General features: G+C 64.7%; 12 protein-coding genes. 1 reads left to right on the forward strand and 11 read right to left on the reverse strand.

Features of this window, described 5'->3' with window-relative positions; genetic code table 11:
• Nucleotides 1-3 precede the first annotated feature (3 nt).
• From tssG to ACUXVX_RS09300, 11 genes are all read right to left on the reverse strand, one after another.
• Complete coding sequence (tssG, locus tag ACUXVX_RS09250) at nt 4-1,089, reverse strand: type VI secretion system baseplate subunit TssG (protein WP_222492089.1); 1,086 nt, start codon at nt 1,087-1,089, stop codon at nt 4-6.
• On the reverse strand, nt 1,086-3,047 hold the full coding sequence (gene tssF, locus ACUXVX_RS09255) for a type VI secretion system baseplate subunit TssF (protein ID WP_222469855.1): 1,962 nt from the start codon (nt 3,045-3,047) through the stop codon (nt 1,086-1,088). Before tssF ends, tssG begins: the two co-directional genes overlap by 4 nt.
• A complete protein-coding gene (locus ACUXVX_RS09260; RefSeq protein ID WP_222469854.1) occupies nt 3,044-3,598 on the reverse strand; it encodes a type VI secretion system baseplate subunit TssE in 555 nt (184 codons plus the stop codon). Before ACUXVX_RS09260 ends, tssF begins: the two co-directional genes overlap by 4 nt.
• A gap of 315 nt (nt 3,599-3,913) precedes the next feature.
• Nucleotides 3,914-4,402 (reverse strand): Hcp family type VI secretion system effector, encoded by a 489-nt coding sequence (locus ACUXVX_RS09265; protein WP_222469853.1) that lies wholly within the window; start codon nt 4,400-4,402, stop codon nt 3,914-3,916.
• Nucleotides 4,403-4,599: 197 nt separating this feature from the next.
• Nucleotides 4,600-6,090, reverse strand: coding sequence for a type VI secretion system contractile sheath large subunit (gene tssC / locus ACUXVX_RS09270; protein WP_222492094.1), 1,491 nt, complete (start codon nt 6,088-6,090; stop codon nt 4,600-4,602).
• A gap of 90 nt (nt 6,091-6,180) precedes the next feature.
• Entirely contained in the window at nt 6,181-6,714 is a 534-nt protein-coding gene (gene tssB / locus ACUXVX_RS09275) for a type VI secretion system contractile sheath small subunit (RefSeq protein WP_222492095.1), read from the reverse strand.
• 95 nt (nt 6,715-6,809) lie between these two features.
• Nucleotides 6,810-8,174 (reverse strand): type VI secretion system protein TssA, encoded by a 1,365-nt coding sequence (locus tag ACUXVX_RS09280; protein WP_446311300.1) that lies wholly within the window; start codon nt 8,172-8,174, stop codon nt 6,810-6,812.
• 233 nt (nt 8,175-8,407) lie between these two features.
• On the reverse strand, nt 8,408-8,923 hold the full coding sequence (locus ACUXVX_RS09285; RefSeq protein WP_222492099.1) for an OmpA family protein: 516 nt from the start codon (nt 8,921-8,923) through the stop codon (nt 8,408-8,410).
• 137 nt (nt 8,924-9,060) lie between these two features.
• A complete protein-coding gene (tagH, locus tag ACUXVX_RS09290; RefSeq protein ID WP_446311301.1) occupies nt 9,061-10,662 on the reverse strand; it encodes a type VI secretion system-associated FHA domain protein TagH in 1,602 nt (533 codons plus the stop codon).
• A 508-nt stretch (nt 10,663-11,170) separates the two neighbouring features.
• Complete coding sequence (locus ACUXVX_RS09295) at nt 11,171-11,773, reverse strand: DUF6931 family protein (RefSeq protein ID WP_222469847.1); 603 nt, start codon at nt 11,771-11,773, stop codon at nt 11,171-11,173.
• A gap of 20 nt (nt 11,774-11,793) precedes the next feature.
• Complete coding sequence (locus ACUXVX_RS09300; protein WP_446311302.1) at nt 11,794-13,812, reverse strand: type VI secretion system Vgr family protein; 2,019 nt, start codon at nt 13,810-13,812, stop codon at nt 11,794-11,796.
• A 423-nt stretch (nt 13,813-14,235) separates the two neighbouring features.
• Between ACUXVX_RS09300 and ACUXVX_RS09305 the strand changes: the two genes are divergently transcribed.
• Complete coding sequence (locus ACUXVX_RS09305; protein WP_446311303.1) at nt 14,236-22,980, forward strand: hypothetical protein; 8,745 nt, start codon at nt 14,236-14,238, stop codon at nt 22,978-22,980.
• Nucleotides 22,981-23,158: the final 178 nt, after the last annotated feature.

Here is a 23,158-nt window from a genome sequence, read left to right on the forward strand (position 1 = left end):
TTGTTACTCGGTTTGAATGCTGCCGATCACAGCCTGATGAAGGCTGAACCGGGCGTCTGAAACATAATCGTCCGCACTGGTGCCCTTGTCGTCGGCCTTCAGCGGCGTCCAGGTGGTGTAGCCCAGCCGCCCCTTGGTACCGAGCTGCGCCTTGGGGCACAGCGGGCGGGGCAGGGCGAGTTCGACATCGAAATCTATCTGCTCGCCCAGGTAGAACCTTACCATATCGGCGAGCCGTTCAAACATGTCTCCGCCGGGCAGAAAGCTCTCGTAACTGTCGAGCGCCTCGGTGCGGATCTCGATCACTGCCTTGTCGTTGATCGAATAGACCCGGCGACCGGCGTAGGTGTTGCGCCCGAGGTCGGCGCCCTGCTGGCCGATGCGCGACAGGTCGCTTTCCTCGAACTCCAGCCAGATGCCCTCGCGCTCGCGGATCTTCACGTCGACGCCGAGCACGCCCTCCAACACCTGCTGGAGCCGCTTGGCGGATTTGACCCGGCTCGCCATGACCCCGGCGAAGGGCAGCTTGGCGATGTCTGGCACGCGGTCGCGGTCGCGGTAGGGCGCCGTGCCGATGCCGATCATGGAGCCCACATAGGCGGCGAAGCGATCTTCTTCCGGGCGGTCGAACTGGGCGATGGGGCGGGCATCGGCCCATGTGCGGTGGAAGAGCTGGAGGAAGCGGGTGGCGAAGATATCGGCGAAGCGGACGAAGGCATCATCGCCCGCCTCCTGCCAGCGCATCGCCTCGACGGTGGTGAGGATGGGCAGCGGCCCCTGCGGGCCGAAGAAGCCGAGGAACTTGGTGCGCAGGCGCGGCACTTCGCCCTCGCGGACCTCGAAGGCCTTCACGTTGGAGGCGGGAAAATCGAGGAAGGGGTCTTGCCCGACATCGACGATTTCCTGCGCCAGAACCTGACTGCGGCCGATGCGGGGCTTGTCGGGATACATCCGCTCCAGCTCGCGCAGGAGGGCGTGGATGTTGAAGCGGTAGGGCTCGGCCTCGAGCATGTCGCGCCGGGTGCGGGCCTCTTCCAGCGGCAGGGGGGCCTCGTCGCCGGAGGCGTCGTCTTTCGCCTTGGCGCTCACAGCAGCGGCCCGGTGCCGGAGCGGGGCGGAAAGCGCATCACCTCGCCGCGGCTGTCGGAGACGAGCACGGTCTCGGTGAAGCTGTTCATGTGGGCGTAATCGGCAAAGAACCGGTCGAGCACGGCACCGAGCAGCATGATGCCTGTGCCCTCGAAGGCGCGCTCGTCGAACCGCAGGGTGACCTCGGTGCCGCGGGCGGCGTGATAGCCATCTTCGCGGCGGAGCGAGCGGGTGATCGGGCGGGAGCCGATGCCGGTGATGCCACGGATCTGTCGCTCGGTGACGGAGTCGCCGATGTCGGAGAAGAGGCCGAGAAGCTCGCGCAGGCCCCCGGCCGGGTCTTCGGCATGGCGGTCCTTGAGGCCGAGCTGGTTGAAGCTCAGCAGGTTCACCAGCCGCCACATGACCTCGCCGTGGTGGCCGATGCGCGGATCGTTGTGATCGAGATCGGCGATGGAGGCGCGGGGCGGGGTAGGGCCGGAGATGCAGGCGAGCGGCACGTTCACATCGTCGGTCAGTCGGAAGTCGACCTGGCTCTGGCCGATGGGCAGCTGCTGAACGAGATGCCGGTTGGAGCAGAGCGCGATGACCTGAAGCCGCTGCACGCGCTCCTCGTCATCCAGCCCGGCGGGCTCGTAGATGCTGAGATAGGTCTCGGTGCCGACGTAATCGCCGCCGAAGCCGAAGCGCCGCTCTTTCTCGGTCAGGCGGCGGGGCTTGCGGGTGTGGTTGTAATAGAGCGCATCAGCCGGGCGCACCTCGCCATCGGGCTGGGAGTAAAGCCGGTTGACCTCGACCTTTTTGCGCATGCCGGGGTAGTGGGCGTAGACCTCCTTGATCCGCTGGACCTCGTAGTTCACCGAGGGGCTGGAATCCGGCACCACGAGATACTCGTTGAACTTGGGGTCGGGGCGCACGCGGGAGCAGCGCTCCTCGAAGAGGTTCACGGCGGGCGCGGAGTAGAGGCGGAAGTTGTCGGGCTCGATCAGGGCGGCCAGCTTGGGCTGGCTCTTGGAGAACTCGATGAGCACGTCGAACATCGGGGCGGGGATGCGGGCCAACAGGCGCTTGAGGCCGCGCATCCGGAAGCCCAAGAACTTTTGCGGCAGGATCCAGTATTCGCGCAGGTGCGAGAAGCCCTCGAAGATCTTGTCTTCCTCGGGAAACAGCCGCTCATCCTCGCGGAAGCCGACCTGCTCCAGAAAGCCGGGCGGGCAGGGCAGGAACACCGGGTCGCCCGAACGGTCGAGGTAGCGCAGGGTGATGCGGCAGGTGTCTGCGAAGAGCTGCTCGTAGAGGGCGACCATATCGGCGCGGGGGCCGTTGAGATAGACCGGCAGCTCGTTGCAAAGCACCTCGTTGACCAGCGCGGGCTTGTCGCCCTTCTTGGGCGGCAACTCTGGGTCACGCTCGGAGTTGTCTGTGCGACGCACGAGGCGGAGGCGCAGGCCAGCCGCCGTCTGGCGCATCACGTCGATGCCGAGCGCCTGCATCGGGCCGGGCGAGGGCATGTAGGTGGCGGTATCCAGCTCCAGCGGCCAGAGCGTGAGCGGGGCCGAGAGGCGGAAGCGGGCGGAGACGCGCTGCTCGCGCTCGACATAGGTGGCATCGAGGTAGGAGCCGGCCTTGAAGCCCTCCCCCTTGATCAGATCCTTCTCGGAGAAGTCCGGCTTGGCCTGCACGATCATCGCCGAGGGCGTGGGCGCGAGGTAGTCGGGCATCAGCTGTTCGAGCAGGGCGTTGGTGAAGGTCTCGAACTCGCCCTGAATGGCCAGTTGCACCCGCGCGGCCATGAAGGCGGTGCCCTCGAACAGCCCGGCGAGGCCGGGATCGAGCTTGTCTTCGGTCAGCCCGCCAAGGCGCTCGGCGATGCCCGGATACTCCTCGGCAAACTCCTTGGAGCGCTCGTAGAGCACGGCGAGTTCGCGGTTGTAGGCATTGAGGAATTCGCGGTTCATCCGGCGCCTTCGATATTGGAGAATTTCATCTTGCCGGAGCCTACGTCGATCTCGGCGACGAATTCGAGCGGAATATCCACCGGCTTGCAGGCCATTTCGGCGTTGATATCGAACATCAGCTTCTGGTTCACGTCGTCGAATTCCTCGCGCAATTGCACATCCATGCTTTCAGGCACGAAACGCGGCTCGTGGTTGAGCAGGGCGCGGGCGAGTTGCTGGGGCACGCGCTGTACGCGGATGTCTTCGGAGGTGAGGTTGGAGAGGTCGACGACGCCGTAGTTGAGGATCGACTTCTGGACGTAGTCGAGATCATCCACATCCATGACGGCATCGAGATTGATGGTGTTGGCGAGCTGCACGAGATCGAGCTCGAGGTTGCGCTTGAGCTGAGCCTCGTTGGCACCGCGACGACGCACGGCGGCGCGGTCTGTCAGCACGCGCTGACCATCTTGATAGGTGGTGCCGTCGATCTTGGCATCGCGCGCCCGATGGGCCTCGCGGAAGGCATACATGATCGGGATCTGGAGCTGCTGCTTGGAGTCGCGTGCCATGGGCGCCAGGGGTCCTTGCCAGAGTGCTGAAATCGGCTCGCCCGGAAAACCGGCCCGGACGCAGCGTCAACGATAGCGGGCAGGGGGCGGGCCGTGAAGGGGGAAGGGGGCGGAGAAATTTGTGAAAAGCGTGTGAGACCTGTGAAAGCGCGGGCGGTGAATGAGGCGCAAGATGGCGGGCCAAGCCCTTGAATGCAAGGGATTTCGCGCCGATCGCGCCGCCCACGGTGCGACCGGAAAAAGCGAAAGGGGCGCATCGCTGCGCCCCTTTGCAATCTTTCCGAGCGGGCCCGCAGGCCCGGCCTGGCGTGAGGATCAGGCCTCGGCGCCGGTGGCCACGTTGTAGCCGGCGGTGGTGGTACCGGTCTCGGTGCCATCCTCGGCCTGGATTTTGTACTCGCAGTTGATCTGACGGTAGTTCAGCGAGAAGCTCTCGGTCATCTGGTCGTTGCCGCCGCCGGCACCGCCGAAGCTCTGCGACGTCACGATGGCGTCGGTCAGCTTGATGGTGAAGTAGGGCATCGGCTTGCCGCCGGTGGCCTTGGTGGCGTGCACGTCAACCGTGGCGTAGTGCTGGCCGAGGCACAGCTTCTTCATCAGGTCGGTGGAGCACTTGTCGGTCAGCTTGGTGGCCATCAGGTCACCCATGGACACTTTGCCCGAGCCGCCGCCGCGACCGGTGTGCATGGTGCCGGACTGCGAACCGGAGAAGGACATGGAGAGCAGGTCGATCCAGCCTTCGTAGCCTTCGACCACGCATTCGCCGTCAACACCATCGAGTTTCATGTAAAGAGCGGTAGCCATTAGTTGATCTCCTTGTGGTTACCTTGTGGAAGCAAATAACTTGCCGTTTTTAAAATAAAGACCGGTAATGCTCGGTCCTTACTGAGATGGGAAGCGGGGCCTCCCGTTGCAAGGTTCCCCCACACATTTTTTTTACGAAATCGTGAGGGAACCGAACGGGCCCTGCAAAAACAGGGCCCGAAACGCTTGAGAGTGGATCAGCCGCCGGAGGGCAGGCGCGAGACGAGGCTCATGCCGATGTCCATGCCTTCCATCTGGAAGTGCGGACGGAGGAAGAACTTGCCCATGTAATACCCGGGGTTCTCCTCGTCGGGGACGATCTTGATCTCGGCGCCAGCCAGCGGGCGCTTGGCCTTGGCGGTCTCGGAAGAGTTCTTGGGGTCGCCGTCGATATACTGGGCGATCCAGTTCTTCAGGTCGCGCTCGAGCACGGCCTCCTCCTTGGTGGAGCCGATCTGGTCGCGCACGATGCACTTGAGGTAGTGCGAGAAGCGCGACACCGCGAAGATGTAGGGCAGGCGGGAGCTGAGGTTGTCAGCCGCCGTTGCCTCGGGATCGACGAAGCTCTTGGGCTTGTAGAGCGACTGGGCGCCGATGAAGGCGGCCTTGTCGGTGTTCTTGCGGTGTACCAGAGAGATGATCCCGGCCTTGGAGAGCTCGCCCTCGCGGCGGTCGGAGATGGCGATCTCGGTGGGGCACTTCTGATCGGTGGAGCCGTCGCCGGTGTCGAAGGTGTGGGTCGGCAGGTTGATCACCTCACCGCCCGACTGCACGCCGCGGATGCGGACGGTCCAGCCGTACTCCTTGTGGGCCCGGGCGATGTTGGCCGCCATTGCATAGGAGGCGTTCATCCAGGCGAACTTCTTGCCCTCGTGGCCGTCGGTCTCTTCTTCGAAGTTGAAGGCCTCGACCGGCAGGCTGTTCTGGCCGTAGGGCTCGCGGGCCATGACGCGCGGTGCGGTCAGGGCCACGTAGCGGGAGTTTTCGCTCTCGCGCAGCGACTTCCAAGCGGCGTAGTCCGGGGTCTCGAAGATCGAGCCCAGATCGGCCGGCTTGTTGAGGTCGTTCCAGGTGTCCATGTTCAGCAGGCCGGGGTCGGCTGCCGAGATGAAGGGCGCCATGGAGGCGGCGGCGATCTTGCCGAGATCGCGCAGCAGGCGCACGTCGGCGGCGGAGTGATCGAAGTAGTAGTCGCCGATCAGCGCGCCGTAGGGCTGGCCGCCGAGCTGGCCGAACTCATGCTCGTAGATCTGCTTGAACAGCGGGCTCTGGTCCCACTTGGCGCCGGGGAAGGAGCGAAGCTCGCGCTCGAGTTCCTTCTTGGAGACGTTCAGCACCTTGATCTTCATGGTCGCGTCGGGCTCGGAGTTCATCACCATGTGATGCAGCCCGCGCCATGCGCTTTCGATCTGCTGGTAGCCTTCGTGGTGGATGATCTCGTTGACCTGCGTGGTCAGCTTGGCGTCGAGCGCCGCGATCATCTCATCGACGGTGTCGAGGATGTCTTCCTTGATCACGGTGCTGTCGGCCAGCGCCGTTTTCACGAGGGTGGACACCGCGTTTTCCACCTCGGTGGCGGCGGTGTCGGAGCGGGGTTTGAAGTTTTGCTTCAGCGCGGCGGAGAAGGCATCGAGTTCATTGACTTCACCACCTGCGGCGCCGGCTTCCTGTTGGGCTTCGGTTGCCATGTGTCTGGTCCCTGTCTTTGGTCTGGTGCCGGGCGGGCGACCCTTGCCTGGTCGCGACCGCCCGCAAGGTTACGGGGCGGGGCGGGGGGCTCAGGCCTCCTCGCCACCTTCCTCGTTGTCATCGTTGATGTCGGCGCGCTTCTCGGCGAGCAGCTTCATCAGGTCGGGATCGTCGAGCAGCTTGCGGAGCTGGTCCTGCGCGCCGGACTTGCCGTTCATGTAGCGCTGGAGGTTGGCCAGCTCGTCGCGGGCATCCAGCAGCTTCTTGAGGGCGGGCACCTGCTTGGCGATCTCGCCGGGGTCGAGGTCGGCCATCTTCTTGAAGTTGAGCGACACGCCCAGCTTCTCGCCGTCCTCGTCACCGAGCTTGTTGTCGACGTTGAAGGACACGCCGGGGGCGACGGCCTCCATGTAGTCGTCGAAGTTTTCGGTATCGACCTGGGTGAACTTGCGCTCGGCCATCGGGTCTTTCTCGACTTCGGAGGCGTTGCCGGAGAGGTCGGCCATGACGCCCATCACGAAGGGCAGCTCGACGTTCTTTTCGCTGTCGTACGGGTCTTCGTAGGCGATCTGAACCCGGGGCGGGCGGTTGCGTTTGATGAATCGGGTTGCTGAATCAGCCATGTGAAAATCTCCCTAATACTTAAGCAATTGAAGCCACGTGGCCCCTGCTTTGTCAAATGTTTTGCCCCCGCGGAAGGGGGGTGGCTGACCGTGCGTCAGCCGGGTTGGTCCATGTGTTGGAACAGGTCACTGAGTATCGACGAAAAATCCCGGTTGAGGTAGGTTTTCGCCTTGAAGAGCAGCACCGGGACCGGGCTGGAGGGCTCGGTCTGGCGGAAGAAGTTTTCGACCGCGGAGATCAGCGCGGCGGCCTGCTCGCGGTTCTCGCAGACGACGGGTTCGGCGGGGCCGGTATCGATCGGCACGGTGCCTGCCGGCATCTCGTATGAGGCGAGTTGGGACAGCTTGCCGAAGTCGAGCATGAAGCCCTCCTTCGAGCCGAAATCGACGATCGCGTTGTTCGACATGCCGGGCAGCAGGGTCTGCAGCGCCTCGGTCAGCGGCTTGCCGAAGAGGTCCTGGGCCTGACGAATCAGGAGCAGGGCAGGGGCGGAAGGCTCGACGGAGGCGAAGTAGGCCTCGATCGCCTCAAGCGCGGCCTTGGCGGTGGCGTGGTTGGGCACGGGGCCGACCATGACAGGTGGGCCGGACGACACGCGGGCGCCGGCACCGGAGACGGCCACGGGCGCGCCGCCCTCTTCGCCGCCAGCCATCTCGCCCTCGGCGCCTTCTTCGGCTCCGGCGGCATCATCGGCACCGCTGCCGGCAAGGTCGGGGCGGGCCTCGTTGAAGAGCTGGAGCATCTCGCGCAGCACTTCTTCGAGGTTGTCGAACTGGGGCGCGAAGGCGCCGCTGTCGGCCACCATGCAGGCGCTCTTCATCGCGGCGCAGGCGGCCTGCGCGCCGGTCAGCGCGGCATAGATCTTGTCGACCTCGCCGGCGTTGTCGGCGCTTTGCAGGGCGGTCATGATCGCGCCCGCATCGGCGGCGGCCTTCTCGGTGCCGCGAGGCTCCTTGGCGCCGGTCGCAAGCTGGTAGTCGCGGAAGGCAAAGCGGCCCGCGCGGCGGTCTTCCAGCAGGGGCGCGTGCTCCAGCGGCATGACCACCTGGCCCATCTCGTTGAGCAGCTCGATCGCGTTGCGGCGCTCGGTGGCGTCGCCCTCGTCGATCTTGGGGTTCACATCGGCCCAGTAGCGCTCCAGCAGGCCCTGCATGGCCATCACGCAGTCGGAAAATCCGACAATGCGGCCGGAGAGGATCTGGAACTGGGCCTGAAGCGACAGCAGGCGGAGGCAGCGCGTGCGCTCCAGCAGCTTGTCCATCGCCGCGACTTCTTTCTTGATGTCGATGTTCTTGCGGTCGAAGACCTCGCCCGTCTCTGCGCTGACGATGTAGCGCATGGGCACCTTGTCGATCGCCTCGAAGTAATACTCGATGTAATCGTCGTCGTCTTCGAGCAGCAGGTCGGGGCCGCAGGGCTGATCTTCGGAAATCGGCTCGAAGAGGTTGTCGTAGCGCATCTGTGTTCCCGTGGGACTTCCCGTTGAGTGGGCCTTAAATCGGGGTGCCCTCTTGGGGAACCCTGCATTGTTCGGCGGCGATACTGACCCGATAAGACCCGGAGGTCACTCAAAAAATTTCGGCACGCGGCCGGTTAAACGAAATTTTCACCATAAAGAAACGCCGCCCCGGTGGCGGGACGGCGCTGAACTGTGACGCTGGGGCATGGCCCGCGCGATGACGGCCCGCGCTTTTACTGAAGATCGATCCGCAATTCGACGCGGCGGTTCTCCGGGTCCATCGGATCGTCGGTCCGGGGGGTGGTCTCGCCGAAGCCCATGGCCGAGAGCCGCTCTTCGGTCACGCCGAGGCTCACGAGGTAGGCCTGCACGGCGGCGGCACGGTCCTCGGAGAGGTTGCCGTTGTACTTTTCGGTGCCGCGCGCGTCGGTGTGGCCCTCGATCATGAAGCGGGCCTTCTTGAGGCGCTCGTCCTCGAAGGCCTGAGCCACCACGGCGAGGGTCTCTTTCGCCTGGTCGGTCAGCTCGGCGCTGTCGAGTTCGAAGTTGATCATCATGTCCATGCCCTTGGGCTTGGGCGGGGCACATTCTTCGGCGGTGCCGATGCAGATGCCGCGGTTCAGGCCCAGGTCGGCGCTGTCGACGAGAAAGTTCGCCACATCGTCGGCGGAGTAGGGGGTGGAGGACTGGGCGCTCGCAGCAAGCGCGGAGGCTGCCACCAGAGCAGAAGAGAGGAGCAGGTTGCGCATTGAAATCACCGTTTGTGTCAAAATCCGTAGCGTCAACCTATGAATTCAGGGCCATTTTGTCAAGGAAAGGCCCTGAATTTAACGGTTTTGTCACGTTGGCCAAAGCGGCCCGAAACGCCGCTCGCGAGAGGCTGAAGTTACTGATTTTCGGTCTGTTCCATGACGTCGTCGTAGCTCTCGGAGAAGTAGGCGAGGAACACGTCGAGCATGCCGTTGTCGTAGGGGTGCGTCTTGGCATCCCAGCGCTCGACGTAGATCTGCCAGGCGCGGGCATCCTTGGACGAGAACCGCCCGGCATCGACCTTATCCTCGACAGACTCGGGGCTCATGTCTTCCAGCAGGCGGGCCAGCGCGGGCTGGAGCGCGGCATGGACGGCGTATTGGTGCATCTTGATGTCGTTGAAGCTCTTCTGCACCGTCTCGGAGCCGCGCATATAGCCCTGACGGCCCGCGCCGAACATGACTTCGAGCTGCTCCTCGGCGGAGGGCATGAACTTCAGCGGGTTGTTGGCATCGGCGCCGATCATCGTGCGGGAGCCGGATTTGAGGCTCTGTTTGGTGGCGGCGCGGGCCTTCAGCAGGCCGCCCAGTTCACCGACCATGATCCGCAGGGCGCGGCCGATCTCATGGGCCACGGCGCCCGGATCGGGGCCTTCGAAAGCCTTGGGGTTGATCCCGGCACCATCGGCGATGGCGGCCAGAAGACCGGAGGCATCGCCGACCGACCCGGCCTTGGGCGGCGGGGCGGAGGGGGCCTGCACCGGCGGGGCGGCAAAGGCCTCGGCGGCGGGCGCGGTGGGGCTCACCGGCGGCGCGGCGGCCGGTTGCGGCGGCGGTGCGGGCTGCGGCGGTTGGGATTGTTGCGGCGGGGCCGGCTGCGCTTGCGGCGGCTGCGAAGGCGCGGCGGAAGGGCCGGGGCCAAAGGGCGAGCCGGTGGTTTCGGGTGGTTGCTGCTGCGGCGGCGGCGCGGAGGGCGCATCGGCCGAAGGGCCGGGGCCGAAGGGTGAACCGGTGGTTTCAGCCTGCGGCCGCTCGGGCGCTTGCGGCGGCGGCGGGGCCGCACCGAAGGGCGAAGCGCTCTCTTCGGCGCTGGGTTGCGGCGGAGGCGGGCTTTGCGGCGGCGCGGAGGGCGCGGGCGCGGCCCCGAAGGGCGAGGCGCTGCCGCCACCTGCGGCGGGGGGCGGGGGCGTGCCGGTTTCGCTGCCGCCAAAATCGGGCAGGTCGATGTGCTGGTCGCCGAAGTCTGGCAGGCGCTCGGCCCCGGAGCGTGAGGTAAAGTCGCCTTGGCTGGGCGGGGCGGCGCTGCCGCCGACAGACCAGATATCGCCACCGCCACCACCGCCGGAGGGCGGCGTATCGAAGCCCGAGGGGCCGGGCTGCGCGGGGGGCGGGGTCTGATAGGCGGGGGCCGCGGCCTCTTGCGCGGCGGCGACCTGCGCCACCACGAGGTAGTGGCCGATCTGGAGCTTGTCGCCCGATTGCAGCTGGTAGGGGCTCTTCACCCGCATCGAGGCGCCGTTCACGAAGGTACCGTTGGTCGACACGTCATAGAGCCAGTAGGCGCCGTTTTCGTAGCGGATTTCGGCGTGGCAGGACGACACGAAGCGGTTGGGGTCGGGCAGGGTCCAATCCATCGCCGGGTCGCGCCCGATCTCGAACCCGCCCTGGGTGGTCGAATACTCGATCGGCCCGCCATCGGGGAGCGAGGGGAAATTGTCGATGCGAAGGGTAAGGGTCATGATCGGCGCCGCTCGGAATGTGCCCCCTGCGGGAGGCTTGAAATCTATGGTGCCACTAGAGTTACGGCGCAGGTGGGGTTGATGCAAGCCCGCAGGCCCGGAGCGGGCTAGGTGCGCGGCATTTGAGGAGCGGCGGCGCAGCGCGCAGAGCGCCTTTGGGATCAATCGCTTGCGCGGGGAGGTTCAGGTAACGGGTGAAGCGGGATGGCGCAGCTGTGAAGGAGGCGGCGGGCCCGTCCCAGGGCGCGTGCACGCGCTGCCCGGCCGGTGGCGTGCCGCCGCCTCCAGGGCCGCCTTGACCGGGCATCTCCAGCCTGCCCGGTCTGCGGCAGGTCTCCCTCGAACCGGGGCGCGCCGGCTGCATGGTGGCGGTCTTGGGTGCCGCCTGAGGCCGGCCTGCCGCGCGGTGGCGGCAAGCTCGGGTCACGCCCATCAACTCGTATGATGCCAGCCTGAGCGGCTGGCGTACTGATGCCATTGCGGGCCGCGCCGGAGCGCCGCCTGCCTGTCAGCCCTCTTCGGTGAGCAGGAGTGCCATGCGCACGAAGCGCTGCAAATGCTCGCCGCGGGTCGCAATATCGAACCGGGCAAGGGCGGAGAGCAGCCCGGCGTTCACCGCGCGGGCCGTCAGGAAGGGGGGAGGTGGCACCGGCGGCACTTCGGGCCCGGCCATCGAGCCGGAGGACCAGCCCGCCCCGAGGGCGACCCAGACGCCGGGCGATTTGACCTTGGCCTCCATCGCCGCATCGAGCGCCTTGTAGCGCTTGTCTTCATCGGGGTCGCCGACCCATGTGGCGGCCAGCGCCAGCATGTCGAGATCGGCCTGCTCCAGCTTGTCTTCGATCTTCTTGAGGCATTCATGCCCCCACCACACGGCAAACCGGCGGGGCAGCACATAGGCGCAATAGGTCAGGGCCTCTTCGGGCGTGTCGCCCTCGGCCAGCGCACCGATGAAATCAACCGAGGAATGACCATTGGGACGTGCGGTCACGTCCTCTTCGATCTCGGGGATCGCGTCATACAGCTCCTGTGCCACCTCGAAACGCAGGTTTTTGCGTTTCGGGGTGTCGGTGGTGCCGGCAATGACCGTCTTTTGAGAGGAGTCCCCCACGTGCCGAATCCTTCCGGTCCTTAGTTGATCTTAACCAGTGCGGCCTGAATCGTCATCAGTCCGCCTGCCTTATGCGTGGCCGTGGCCCCGCCGTTCGTCGTGAGGGCGGCGGAGGCGTTGACGTCGATCATCGGCGAACTGAGCTTGATGGACGCCGGCTCGATGGTGATCGAGGAGGCCCCCACAGATAGGGTGATCTTCGTCAAGGAGCTGATGGATATATCGCTCTGGGCGTTCAGCGTGCTGGTGCCCCTCACCTCGGTGAGCTGGTTGCCCCCCACGTTGAGGGTTTCGTCGATGTCGATGTTGGTTTCACGGTTCTTGTTGACCGTCCGGTTCTCGTCACCCTTGATCAGATATGTGTTGTTGTTGTCGATCGTGTGGGTTTCGTCATTCTTGACGTGACGGGTTTCGTCATTGCCGATCGTCGTGGTGCGGTTGACATCAACCTCGCGGCGCTCGTTGTTGAGCACCTTGGTTTCCATGTCGTATTGCGCGTGCTGGCGGAACAGCTCGTCGCCCTTGGTGTCGTTGAACACCAGCTCGTTGTAGCCGCCGCCGCCCAGGGTGGAGTTGGACTTGATGCCGTTCCAGTTCTTGTCGCCGGGCTGCTCGTAGGGCGGGGAGTTGTCGCCATTGTAGACGCAGCCGGTGACCACGGGTTTGTTCGGATCGCCCTCGAGGAACTCGACGATCACCTCCATCCCGATGCGCGGGATGAAGAGCGTGCCCCATCCGGCCCCGGCCCAGGGCTGGGCGACGCGGATGCGCATGGAAGATTTCTCGTCATTCTTGCCGAGGCGATCCCAGTGGAACTGGACGACGATGCGGCCGAATTCATCCACGTCGATCTCTTCGCCGCTCGCGCCGGTGACGGTGGCCGTTTGCGGCCCGGTCATCCGAGTTTCGGGGGTCTTGCGCTCGGGCACGTAGGGCACCGCGGAGGGCGCGAACTCGTAGTTGCCGACGAAGACATGCTCGCTGCCGCCCCCGCCGCCGCCGGAACGGTAGCCGCCGGTGGAGAAGCTGTGCATGGCGCGGGTGCAGATATACTCCTCGCCCAGCAGGCTCTCGTCCTGATGCTCGCCGCCGAGCGTAAAGCGCATGCCCGAGGTCAGGCTGATGCAGTCGCCGGTGGCGGTGTGGTGCTTATCGCGGGCGCGGAACTGTTCGGACCGGACGCGGGCATAGGTCGAGCCCTGCCCGCCATCGAGGTAGACGCCGGGATATTCATAGCTTTCAAGCTTGCCGTATTCATGCACGGCGTCGCCTTCCTGCTCGCCCTTCATGTTGGCGCTGACGGTCTTGAAGTTGTAATCGGTCAGGGCGACCTTGCCGGTGGTGAGCCGCCGGTGCGGGGTCCACTCCCAGAAGTGTTCTTCGTCATACACGTGCTGCCCCTCATGGGGCATGTACTTGCGCTCGTTGGGGGCCAGCTGCTTGAAGCCATCCACGCTGTCGGTGATGACCATCTTGTGCGAGCCCTGCTCGTGGGTGAAGAAGTAGTTGACGCCGTAGCGCTCCATCAGCCGGCAGAGGAAGTGGAAGTCGCTCTCGTTGTACTGAACGATGTACTCTTGGTTGATCTGGCCGAGCTCACCGCTGAGTTGGACATCCAGCCCGCCTGCGGCATCGTAGCCGAAATCGGAGCAGACCTCGTTGATGATGTCTTCGAAGGTCTTTTCCTGGTAGATCTTGTTGTTCCGGCGCTTCGACATGACCCAGAACCAGGGCCTGAGGGTGAAGCGGTAGGCATTGCCGGTGTCGCCTTCGCCGGCCCAGCCGCATTCGGTCACGATGCCGTCGAAATACTTCTTTGCGCCATAGAGGTCTTCAAGCTCGACGGTCATATGAGTGCCGAGCAGATCGTCTAGGTTGACGGCGATCTTGCTGTCGTCGGTGACGGCTTCGACGTGATACTCGAAGCATTCGTTGACGGCGTCCATTCCGTCGAACCGGACCAGGCTGAGAGTGTCGAAGGCGAGTGCCGTGTGCAGCTTTCCGAGGCGCTGACTCTGACTATTACTTGCGGTGCTCATCTCGGGGGCTTCCCAGTTTGAATTTTGCGGCGCGACCCACGAAAATACCGGTCGGCTGCCAGAAGGAATAATTGAAATAACGTGATCTCAATGTAGGCAGCGGTACGGGCCCGCGCAAGAGGTTGTGATGAATCCCCGGCGATGCGGCAGGCGGTGTGAGGGGTGCCCGGGGCGCGCCGTTCGGGAAAACGCGCTGTAAATGGCTCATCGGCGCCCGAAATCGACAATTTGAGGTGTATTTGTTGCGGCGGGGCAACAAAGCGATGGGGGCATGCCCCAGCGGAAGGCCCCAAGGTGTTGTGGTTAAGATTCACCGTTGTCGCATCACCGGGTGGTGAGTAGTGTCTCGGGCAAGTGCGCGGAGTCCCGCCGAGGTGGGCGGTGAATCGCGCCGAGAATTTGAAGGCGAGAGGACATATTCCCATGCGCAGCGTTTTCCGCACCCAGAACCCTGAGGCCGCGACTGCAATTTCGGCAGGCGGAGCCAGCGACAAACATCGCAAAGCGAAGTTCCTTGCGACCACGGCGGTGGCGACAGCCATTGCGTTGGGTGTCGCGGGGCAGGGGGCCATCGCGCAAGACACTCTGTTCTGGGATGGCGACAGCACGTCACCCACGACAGCCGATGGCGGCGACGGCGCCTGGACGGAAGGTGGACTCGATGCGCTGTCGCAGTGGGACAGTGCAGCGAGTGGCGGGGCGAACACGGCGTTCGATGCAGGGGACAACGCCGTCTTTGGTGCCACCCCGGGCACCGTCACCGTGGACGCAGGCGGTGTAGCGGTTGGCGACATCACCTTTGAGGTGGATGGTTATACAGTCGAGGGCGGCTCTATTACCCTTCAGGATGGCGGGGATAGCGCCACCACGATCACCGTCAATACCGGCACCGCGATCATCAACTCCGACATCGATGGCAGCACCAACGGCATTGCCCTGACAACGGCGGGCGCCGGTGATCTCGACCTTGGTGGCGCCAATACGGTCGATACGATTGACGTAACCGGCCCCGGCACCGTGACCATCGCTTCCGGCGGTTCGCTCACCACTGCAGGCACTGCGGCTGATGATGTGGATGTGCAAAGTGGTGCGGCGCTCGACAACCAGGGCACCATCACCTCGGATGTCACCGTGGCCAGCGGCGGCTCGTTCACTTCCGGCGGTCTGGTCACTGGCGATATCGTCAATGATGGCAGCGCCAACCTTTCGGGCGTCGGCGGCACCGGGGTAGGTGGCGTCGATGGCAGCGTGACCAACCAAGGCACCGGCACGCTCAACATCGCGGGCGCGCTGGAGATCACCGGCGACCTTGAGCAGGACAGCGCCAACGCCATCGACATCGACAACGCGACGCAGGTGGGTACGCTAACGGTGACCTCGGGCACGGTGGATGCCAGCACGGCGACCCTGACCATCGACACCTCGGCTGATGTGACCGGCACGCTCTCGACCTCGGGCACCGGCGCAATTGATGTGGCCTCGGGGGGCACCACGACGGTCAACAATGGCGGCGCATTGACCCTCGGCGGCTCGGGCACCTCTGCACTTGGCGGCGTGACCAGCGATGGCGCCGTGAGCCAGACCGGCTCGGGCACCACCTCCGCCGAGAGCTTCTCGAACACGGCCAACGGAACGATCACCGTCACCGACGGCACGTTGAGCACGGCCTCGGTGGCCAACTCCAACGCCGGTGAGTGGTTGAACGTTTCGGGCGGCGGTACTTTTGCCTCGACCGCCGATATCGCCAATGCGGGCGAAATCGTCGTGAATGGTGGCCAGGTTGCCGTGAATGCTGGGGCAGGCACCATCCTCAATGTCGGCACGCTGACCCTTGCGGGCGTCAGCGAAGCAAGTGGCGGTGCGACGGGTGAGCTCGCCGCGGTGGACGGCAATGTCACCAACAGCACAGGCGGGACCATCACCCTCACCGGGGCGGCGGAGATCACCGGCACGCTCACGCAGAACGGCGGCAACGCGATTGATGTCGATTCCAATCTGACCGTCGGCGCGCTCGACATGGACGCGGGCACCGTGAACATCACCAATGGTGCCACGCTGACTTCCACCGGCCAGGTGACGGCGGCAACCGGCACAACCATAGACATCGCGTCCGGCGCGACCTTGGCCACCGATGTGAACGTCTACATCTTCCAAGGCAACTTGCTGAACGACGGCACCATTGATGGCGACGTCACAATGGGGGGCGGCCCCGGCGGCGCTGTTCTCACCTCGACCGGGCTAATCGACGGTACCGTGACGGTGAGTGGTGGGACCACGACCACGATCTCCGGCACTTCGGCGACCACCACCGGGATCACCGGCGACTTGGTGCTGAACACTGGTGCCGGCTTCGCGATGGGTGGCGACCTCGAGGTTGGCGGCGTTACCAATGTGCAAAACGGCGGCTTCACCACGGCGGGTGACCTCACCACGGAGACGATGGTCATCGGCGGTGGCGGTGGGGCGCCTACAGTCACCGTTTCCGCAGGTGACACACTGACGGCCACTGACGGCGGGGCAACGGCGATCACCGTGAACTCCGGCCTGCTCGACAACCAGGGCGAGGTGGCAGGCAATGTCACGGTCAATGCGAGCGGCGACCTGACCTCGACCGGTCTCGTGACCGGCGATATCGCCAGCACCGGCGACCTCGATCTTGAGGGCACCGGTGTGGATGGCGCAGGCGGCGGTGCAGGCATCGACGGCAACGTCAGCGCGACCGGCGGCACTGTAGATGTGACCGGTGCTCTCGAAGTCACCGGCACCTTCGACGTTTCGGGCGCGACGACGACGCTTGCGGGCGATGTCACGTCGGGTGGCACGTTGACGCTTGGCGCCATCGAGAACACCACGGGTGGCACCGTTAGCTTGACCTCCTCGTCTGACCTCGGCACCACAATCGATGGGTCCGTGGTGCTTGATGGTGCGATCACGCAGGATGCGGGTGAGACCTTCGAGATCAACGCAACCAACGTGACGATCGGAACCAATTTCGATCAGACCAATGACAGCGGCAGCCTCGTCTTCAACGTCGATCAGCTGACGACCCAGCAGGATTTGACGACCGCGAGCGTGGACTATGACCTCGTGGCCGATGGCGCGACCGTGACCATCGAAGGCGGCACGCCACCGCTCAGCGCGGGCGATCACTCGATCAGCGCGATCAACGGCGGCGCGGTGACGGTGAATGACGAGATTATCGACGTCGCGTCGATCTCCATCACCGAGAACAGCGTGCTAACCGCCAATGCGAATATCACAATCGACACCAATGGTGGCGGCACCGGTGACCTCAGCACCTCGGGCGCTGGCTCCCTGATCATCGCCGATGGCATGACCGTGACTGCCGAGACCATCAACACCGCCGGCACCGGCGGTGTCAGCGTTGGTGTGGGCTCCAGCCTCGTTGGTGGCGGCAACACCATCAACAACGACACCACGGTGAACATCGCGGCGGGCGGTGACGTGACCGACCTGACCGGAGACATCAACAACGACAGTGTCGCTGGTGCGCCGACCGGCATCTACAATCTCGACGGTGCAGGCTCCACGCTGGAGGCCACCGCCGGGAGCATCAACAACCTCAACGACGGCGAGATCAACATCAACTCGGCTGGCACCGTCGTGACGGCGGGCACAAACTTGAACCTCGGGGGTGACTCCAGCTTCACTGTTGGTGCTGGCAACGACGTGACCGTGTCGGTGGGCGGCACCATCGAAGTGAACGGCAACGGGCTGCTCGACAACAATGGCACCTTCACCGCCACGGGCGAGACGATCAATGTTTCCGGCACCGGCGTCATCGACCATGACGGCGCGGGCTTCACCGCTGGAACAGTGAACCTGACCGACTCCGGCGAGATGACGAGCAATGGCCCGGCCACGGTGGACACGCTTACGCTCAATGGCGGCGGTGCATCGCTGACCGTCGAGGGCGATACCTTCGAGGTCACAACCTCGGCGACCAATACCGACGGCACCGTGACCATCAACGGCGGCGAGCTTTCGGTGAACGGCGGGGCAGGGGCCTTCGACAACGACGATGCCCTGACCATCGCAGCTGGCGGTGTGCTGGACGTGGGCACCGGCGCGAACGGGCTGGATACCTCCGGCACTTTCACCGTGGCGGGCACCGGCACGGGGGCAGGCGCGATCGAGGGGGATGTCACCCTCTCGGGCGGCTCGCTGGATACCTCTGCGGCGGCAACGCTGGGGGGCGACCTGACCAATACCGGCGGTGCGGTGGATGTTTCGGGCGGGACGCTGACCGTGGCTGGCACCTATAGCCACGATGGCGGCACGCTCTCCGACATGGGTGGGAACGAGCTGACCGCGAACGATGTGGACATCGACGCCGATGCGACCGTGACCAACGGCACGCTCAGCTCCGACACCGACGTGACCATCGACAGCGGCGCGACCCTGACTGTTGACGCCAACGGCGCGGTGGACGCGACGGACACGCTCTCGGTGACCAACGGCGTCGTGGACAACTCCGGCACCGCCACGGCGACCGATCTGGTCGTGACCAGCGATGGCGCATTCAACACCCTCGGCGCGGGTGGCGATACCGACATCAGCGGTACGCTCGACAATGACGGGACGATCACCGTTCAGGGCAACGGTGACTTTGCGGTGACAGGGGCCACCACCAACGACGGCTCCATCGACGTGTCGTCGGATAGCGCAACGGCGCTTGAGCTGGGCGCGACCACCAACAACGCAGACGGCTCGATCACCATCACCGATGGCAGCAACGGCACCGTGACCATTGCCTCGATCACCGGCGACAACGCGGGCGATCTGGAGAACCTCGGCGACGGCGATTTCAACATCAACTCCGGCATCACCGAGAACACCGGCACGATCACCAACGGCGATGCGGCGGGCGATAGTGGCAACATGACCATTGTCGGCGATGTGGATCAGGGCGCTGGCGGCGCGATCACGCAGGCCGGGAGCGGCACGCTTGATGTTCAGGGGACGCTGACCAACGATGGCGCGGCCTCGACCGTCGAAGTTTCGGCCGGAACGCTTCAGGCCGATGCGGTCGTGAACAACGATGCGGCGGCCACGGTGGATGTGAGCGGCACCGGCACTCTCAACGTCGACACCGGCGCCTTCACCAACACTGCGGGTACGGTGACGATTGACGGCGATGGCGAGATCTCGACCGCTGGCAACTTCGACAACGCGGCCAACGGCGACCTGGCCATTACCAACGGCGGCACCCTGACGACCACGACGCTCACCAACCTTGGTGATGTGGACGCGGGCGACGGCACCATCGACGGCGCGGTAGAGCAGGATGGCGGCACCTTCGATGTGACCGGCACCCTCACGGTGACCGGCACGGGCACCTACACTCAGACCGGCGGAACGCTGGACACGACGGGCGGGACGCTGGACGTGGACAACGCGGTGGCGCTGAACGGCGGTAGCGTGATCAATGGCGGCGACCTGATCGGCGACACGGTGACCATCGACGGCGCCACCGTGACCAATGACGGCACGCTGGACTCCGAAAGCGCACAGGTGGCGCTGGTCTCCGGCAGCCTGACCAGCACGGGTACCATCGAAGGCGGCGTGGACGTGGCGGCGGGCGCGACGCTCGATAGCTCCGGCCAGATCAATGGCGATGTGGACAACGCCAGCACGCTGACCTCGCTTTCGGGTGATATCGACGGCAACCTGACCAACGAGGCCGGCGGTCAGATTGCGCTGGACGGTGCCCTCGATGTGACCGGCACCTTCGACCAGCAGGTCGGGGCAGGGGACGTGACCTTCGCCGGCAACACCCTGACCGCGGGCGATGTGGACCTGAACGAGGATATTTCGGTGGATGCGGGCGGCACGCTCTCTTCCGACACCGATGTGACGCTGGTGGATGCCACGGCCACGGTGGACAGCGGCTCGACGCTGGATGCCACGGGCGATCTGAACCTCGATGCCACCTCGGAGGTCGACAACAACGACGGCACGGTGACGGCGGGGTCGCTGACCAACACGGGCGGCACGGTCAACACCGATGGCACCTTCACGGTCACCAATGACGTGACCAATAGCGGTGACATCAATGTCGAAGGCGGCACCTTCGGGGCCACCAACATGAATGGCAACACCGGCACGTTCACCACCAGCGGCACGGCGAACGCCACTTTCAGTGGCAACCTGAACACCAACTCCAACACCATCGAGAATGTCGGAACCGGCACCATCTCGGCGGTGAATGCCAATGGCAACTCCGGCACGATCGAGAACACCTCGACCGGCACGATCAGTCTGAGTGGTTCGGTGAACAACAACTCCGGCACCATCAGCAACTCGGGTGGCGGGCTGTTCACGGCGACGACGGCCAACAACAACAGCAACATCATCGAGAACACCGGCGGCAGCACCATGACCCTGAGCGGGTCGGTGAACGGCAACTCCGGCACCATCACCAACGCCGACAACAGCACGTTCTCGGCCACCTCGGCCACCGGCAACACCGGCACGATCGAGAACACCGGCTCGGGCACGATGGACTTCAGCGGCGCGGTGACCAACACCGGCGGCTCGCTCGAGCAGACCGGCTCCGGCACGATGACGGCGGCCTCGGTGACCAACAATGGCGCCGGTTCTACCGTGACGGTGACCGATGGCCTGCTGGACGTGGCCGGTGCCGTGACCAACACCAACGGCGCGATTGACGTGGCGGCCGGGGCGGAACTGGAGGCGGCCAGCCTCTCGAACGCCACGGGCCAAACCGTCACCTCCACAGGTCTGCTGGATATCGACACCATCACCAACGAGGGCATGCTGGATGCAGCGGGCACCGGTGCCACCGCCGGGATCGATGGCGAGGTGATCAACCAGAATGGCGGCACGTTCAATGTGACGGCTTCGCTTGAAGTCTCGGGCAATGTCACCAACACCGATGGTGCGACCATCGTCATGTCGGGCGATCTCGATGTGGGTGGCGACTTCATCCAAGACGATACCGGCGGTGACGGCGGCGCGGTGACTTTCGGCGGCTTTGAGCTGTCGGCGGTCAATGCCACCATCAACACCGATTTCACCGTCGACAACGGGACGCTGACCGCGAGCGATGCGCTGACGAACGAGAGCGGCGAGACGCTGACCGTCACCGCCACAGGCGTGGTCAACACCGATACCGCCACCATCGACGGCGCGCTCGACAACTCGGGGGACTTCAACGCCACCGGCGATGTGACCATCGCGGAAGTGTCGACCAACCAAGTCGGCGGCACGCTGGATGCGGGCAACCTGACCCTGGATGGTAACTTCACCAACGCGGGCACCGTGGGCGCCGACAGCAACGTGGGCATCGTGACGAACAACGCCACGCTGACCAACGCCGGCACTGGCGTCATCAACGCCACGAGCCTTGTTAACAACGACACGGTCGACAACTCGGGCGCCATCAACGCGGCGGTGACCAACGAAGGCACCTTCAACTCTGAAGCCGGAAGCTCGATCGGCGGCGACTTCGGCAACAACGGCACCTTCAACGTCAATGGTGCCAGCACCATGACCGGCACCTTCACCAACGATGGCGACTTCCTCGATGGCGGGGCTGCGAACCTTGCCATTACCGGCGGGTTCACGAACAACGCCAACATCACGCTGGATCAGGGCGGTGGTTTCTCGACGACCGCCGGCACCACAAGCAGCGGCACCATCACGGTGCTGGGCGCTTCGGGCGGTGTGATTGGCGGCAACGTCAGCAGCTCGGGCACCATCGACCTATCCAATGGCACCACGGCGGACAGCCTCTCGATCGGGGGCAACCTCGCCTTCTCCGGCGGCACGCTCTCGTTCTCGGGCGTCGACGGCGGCGGTGTGCCGGTGCAGGAAGCGATCACCGTGGGTGGCGCGGTTTCGGGTAACGTGGCGCTGAGCTTCGAAGATGTGGCCTTTACCGGCAACTTCACCAACCCGACCGACTACGTGCTGATCAATGCCTCCTCTTCGGGCGCCGATCTGAGCTTCGATGACTCGCTGATTACCGTGAATGGGGCGACCGCCTACTTTGCGGTCTATGATCCGGGTTCGGGCGATGCCTATGTGCTCTCCGACGTGAGCGCCGGTATCGGCGCGGTCGCGGGCAACATCGGCCTCGTTCAGTCGCTGATCAGTACCATCGTCAACCGCCCGTCCTCGCCCTTCGTCTCGGGCCTGGCCTATGAGGATGACGACAACTGCGGCACCGGCGCATGGGCGCGGATGACCGGGGGCTCTGCCACCGGTACGGCGCGCACCAACAACGGCGTGTCGAACCTGCCCTCGACGGTGGAGGCCAACTTTGCCGGTCTGACGCTGGGCATGGACTACGGCTGCTTCGACGTATCGGACAGCCCGTTCGACATCGCCGGCGGTGTGATCCTCGGGTACAACGAGGGTGATACCTCGCAGGATGTGTTCAACATCGACTACACCACCGGCACGCCGACGCCGACCACGCTGCTCTCGACCACCAAAACGGACTTCACCCAGAGCTACGTGGGCGCTTACCTGGCCTTCGCCAAGGATGCCTACACTGCTGACGTGCAGCTCCGCAGCGAGCAGACCAAGTTCACCTTCAACAACCCGGTCCTCGTGCTCGAGGCGGATGGGGTGACCCCGGCAGCGGGCTTCTTTGACGAGGAAGTGGACAGCAAGTCGACCACGCTGTCGGCCTCGCTGAGCTACTCCTACCCGCTCTCCGACAGCCTGACGCTGGTGCCTACCGGCGGCTTCGGGATCACCAAGAGCTCGACCGACGACGTGATCCTGCGCGACCCCGCCGACCAGACGACCGAAGTGGGCCGGATGGTGTTTGAAGACCACACCACCTCAATCGGCTTTGTCGGCGCCACGCTGGCCCGCACGGTCATCGGGGAGGCGGGCGACAGCGCGTGGAACCAGTTCGTCACCGCGACCTACTACAAGGACTTCTCCGATCCGCTGCAGGCGACCTATGTGACCTCGACCTCCAGCCTGCCGATCGAGACCGAGCCGCTCGGCGACTTCGGCGAGGTTTCGGTTGGTCTGAGCTACATCAAGATCCTCGACGGTCAGGTGGGCGCCGCCAAGCAGCTGAACGCCTCGGCGCGGATCGACGGGCGGTTCTCGGAAGATGTGGAAGCGGTGAGCCTCACGGCGCAGATCCGGCTCCAGTTCTGACCCGGTTTGCAGCCGCCTTCGGGCGGGCGTGAACCCAACGTGACAATTGGCGGGGTGCCCTTGCGGCACCCCGCTTCTTTCTGGCAAGGTGCCGGGGCATTGCCCGGGAGGTTTTGCCGGGCCTGTCAGTTATTTGTGCCTTTCAGGTTAGGACCGATCCTGCCAGTATATTGCGAAA

The organism is Vannielia sp. SX4 (assembly GCF_052828525.1).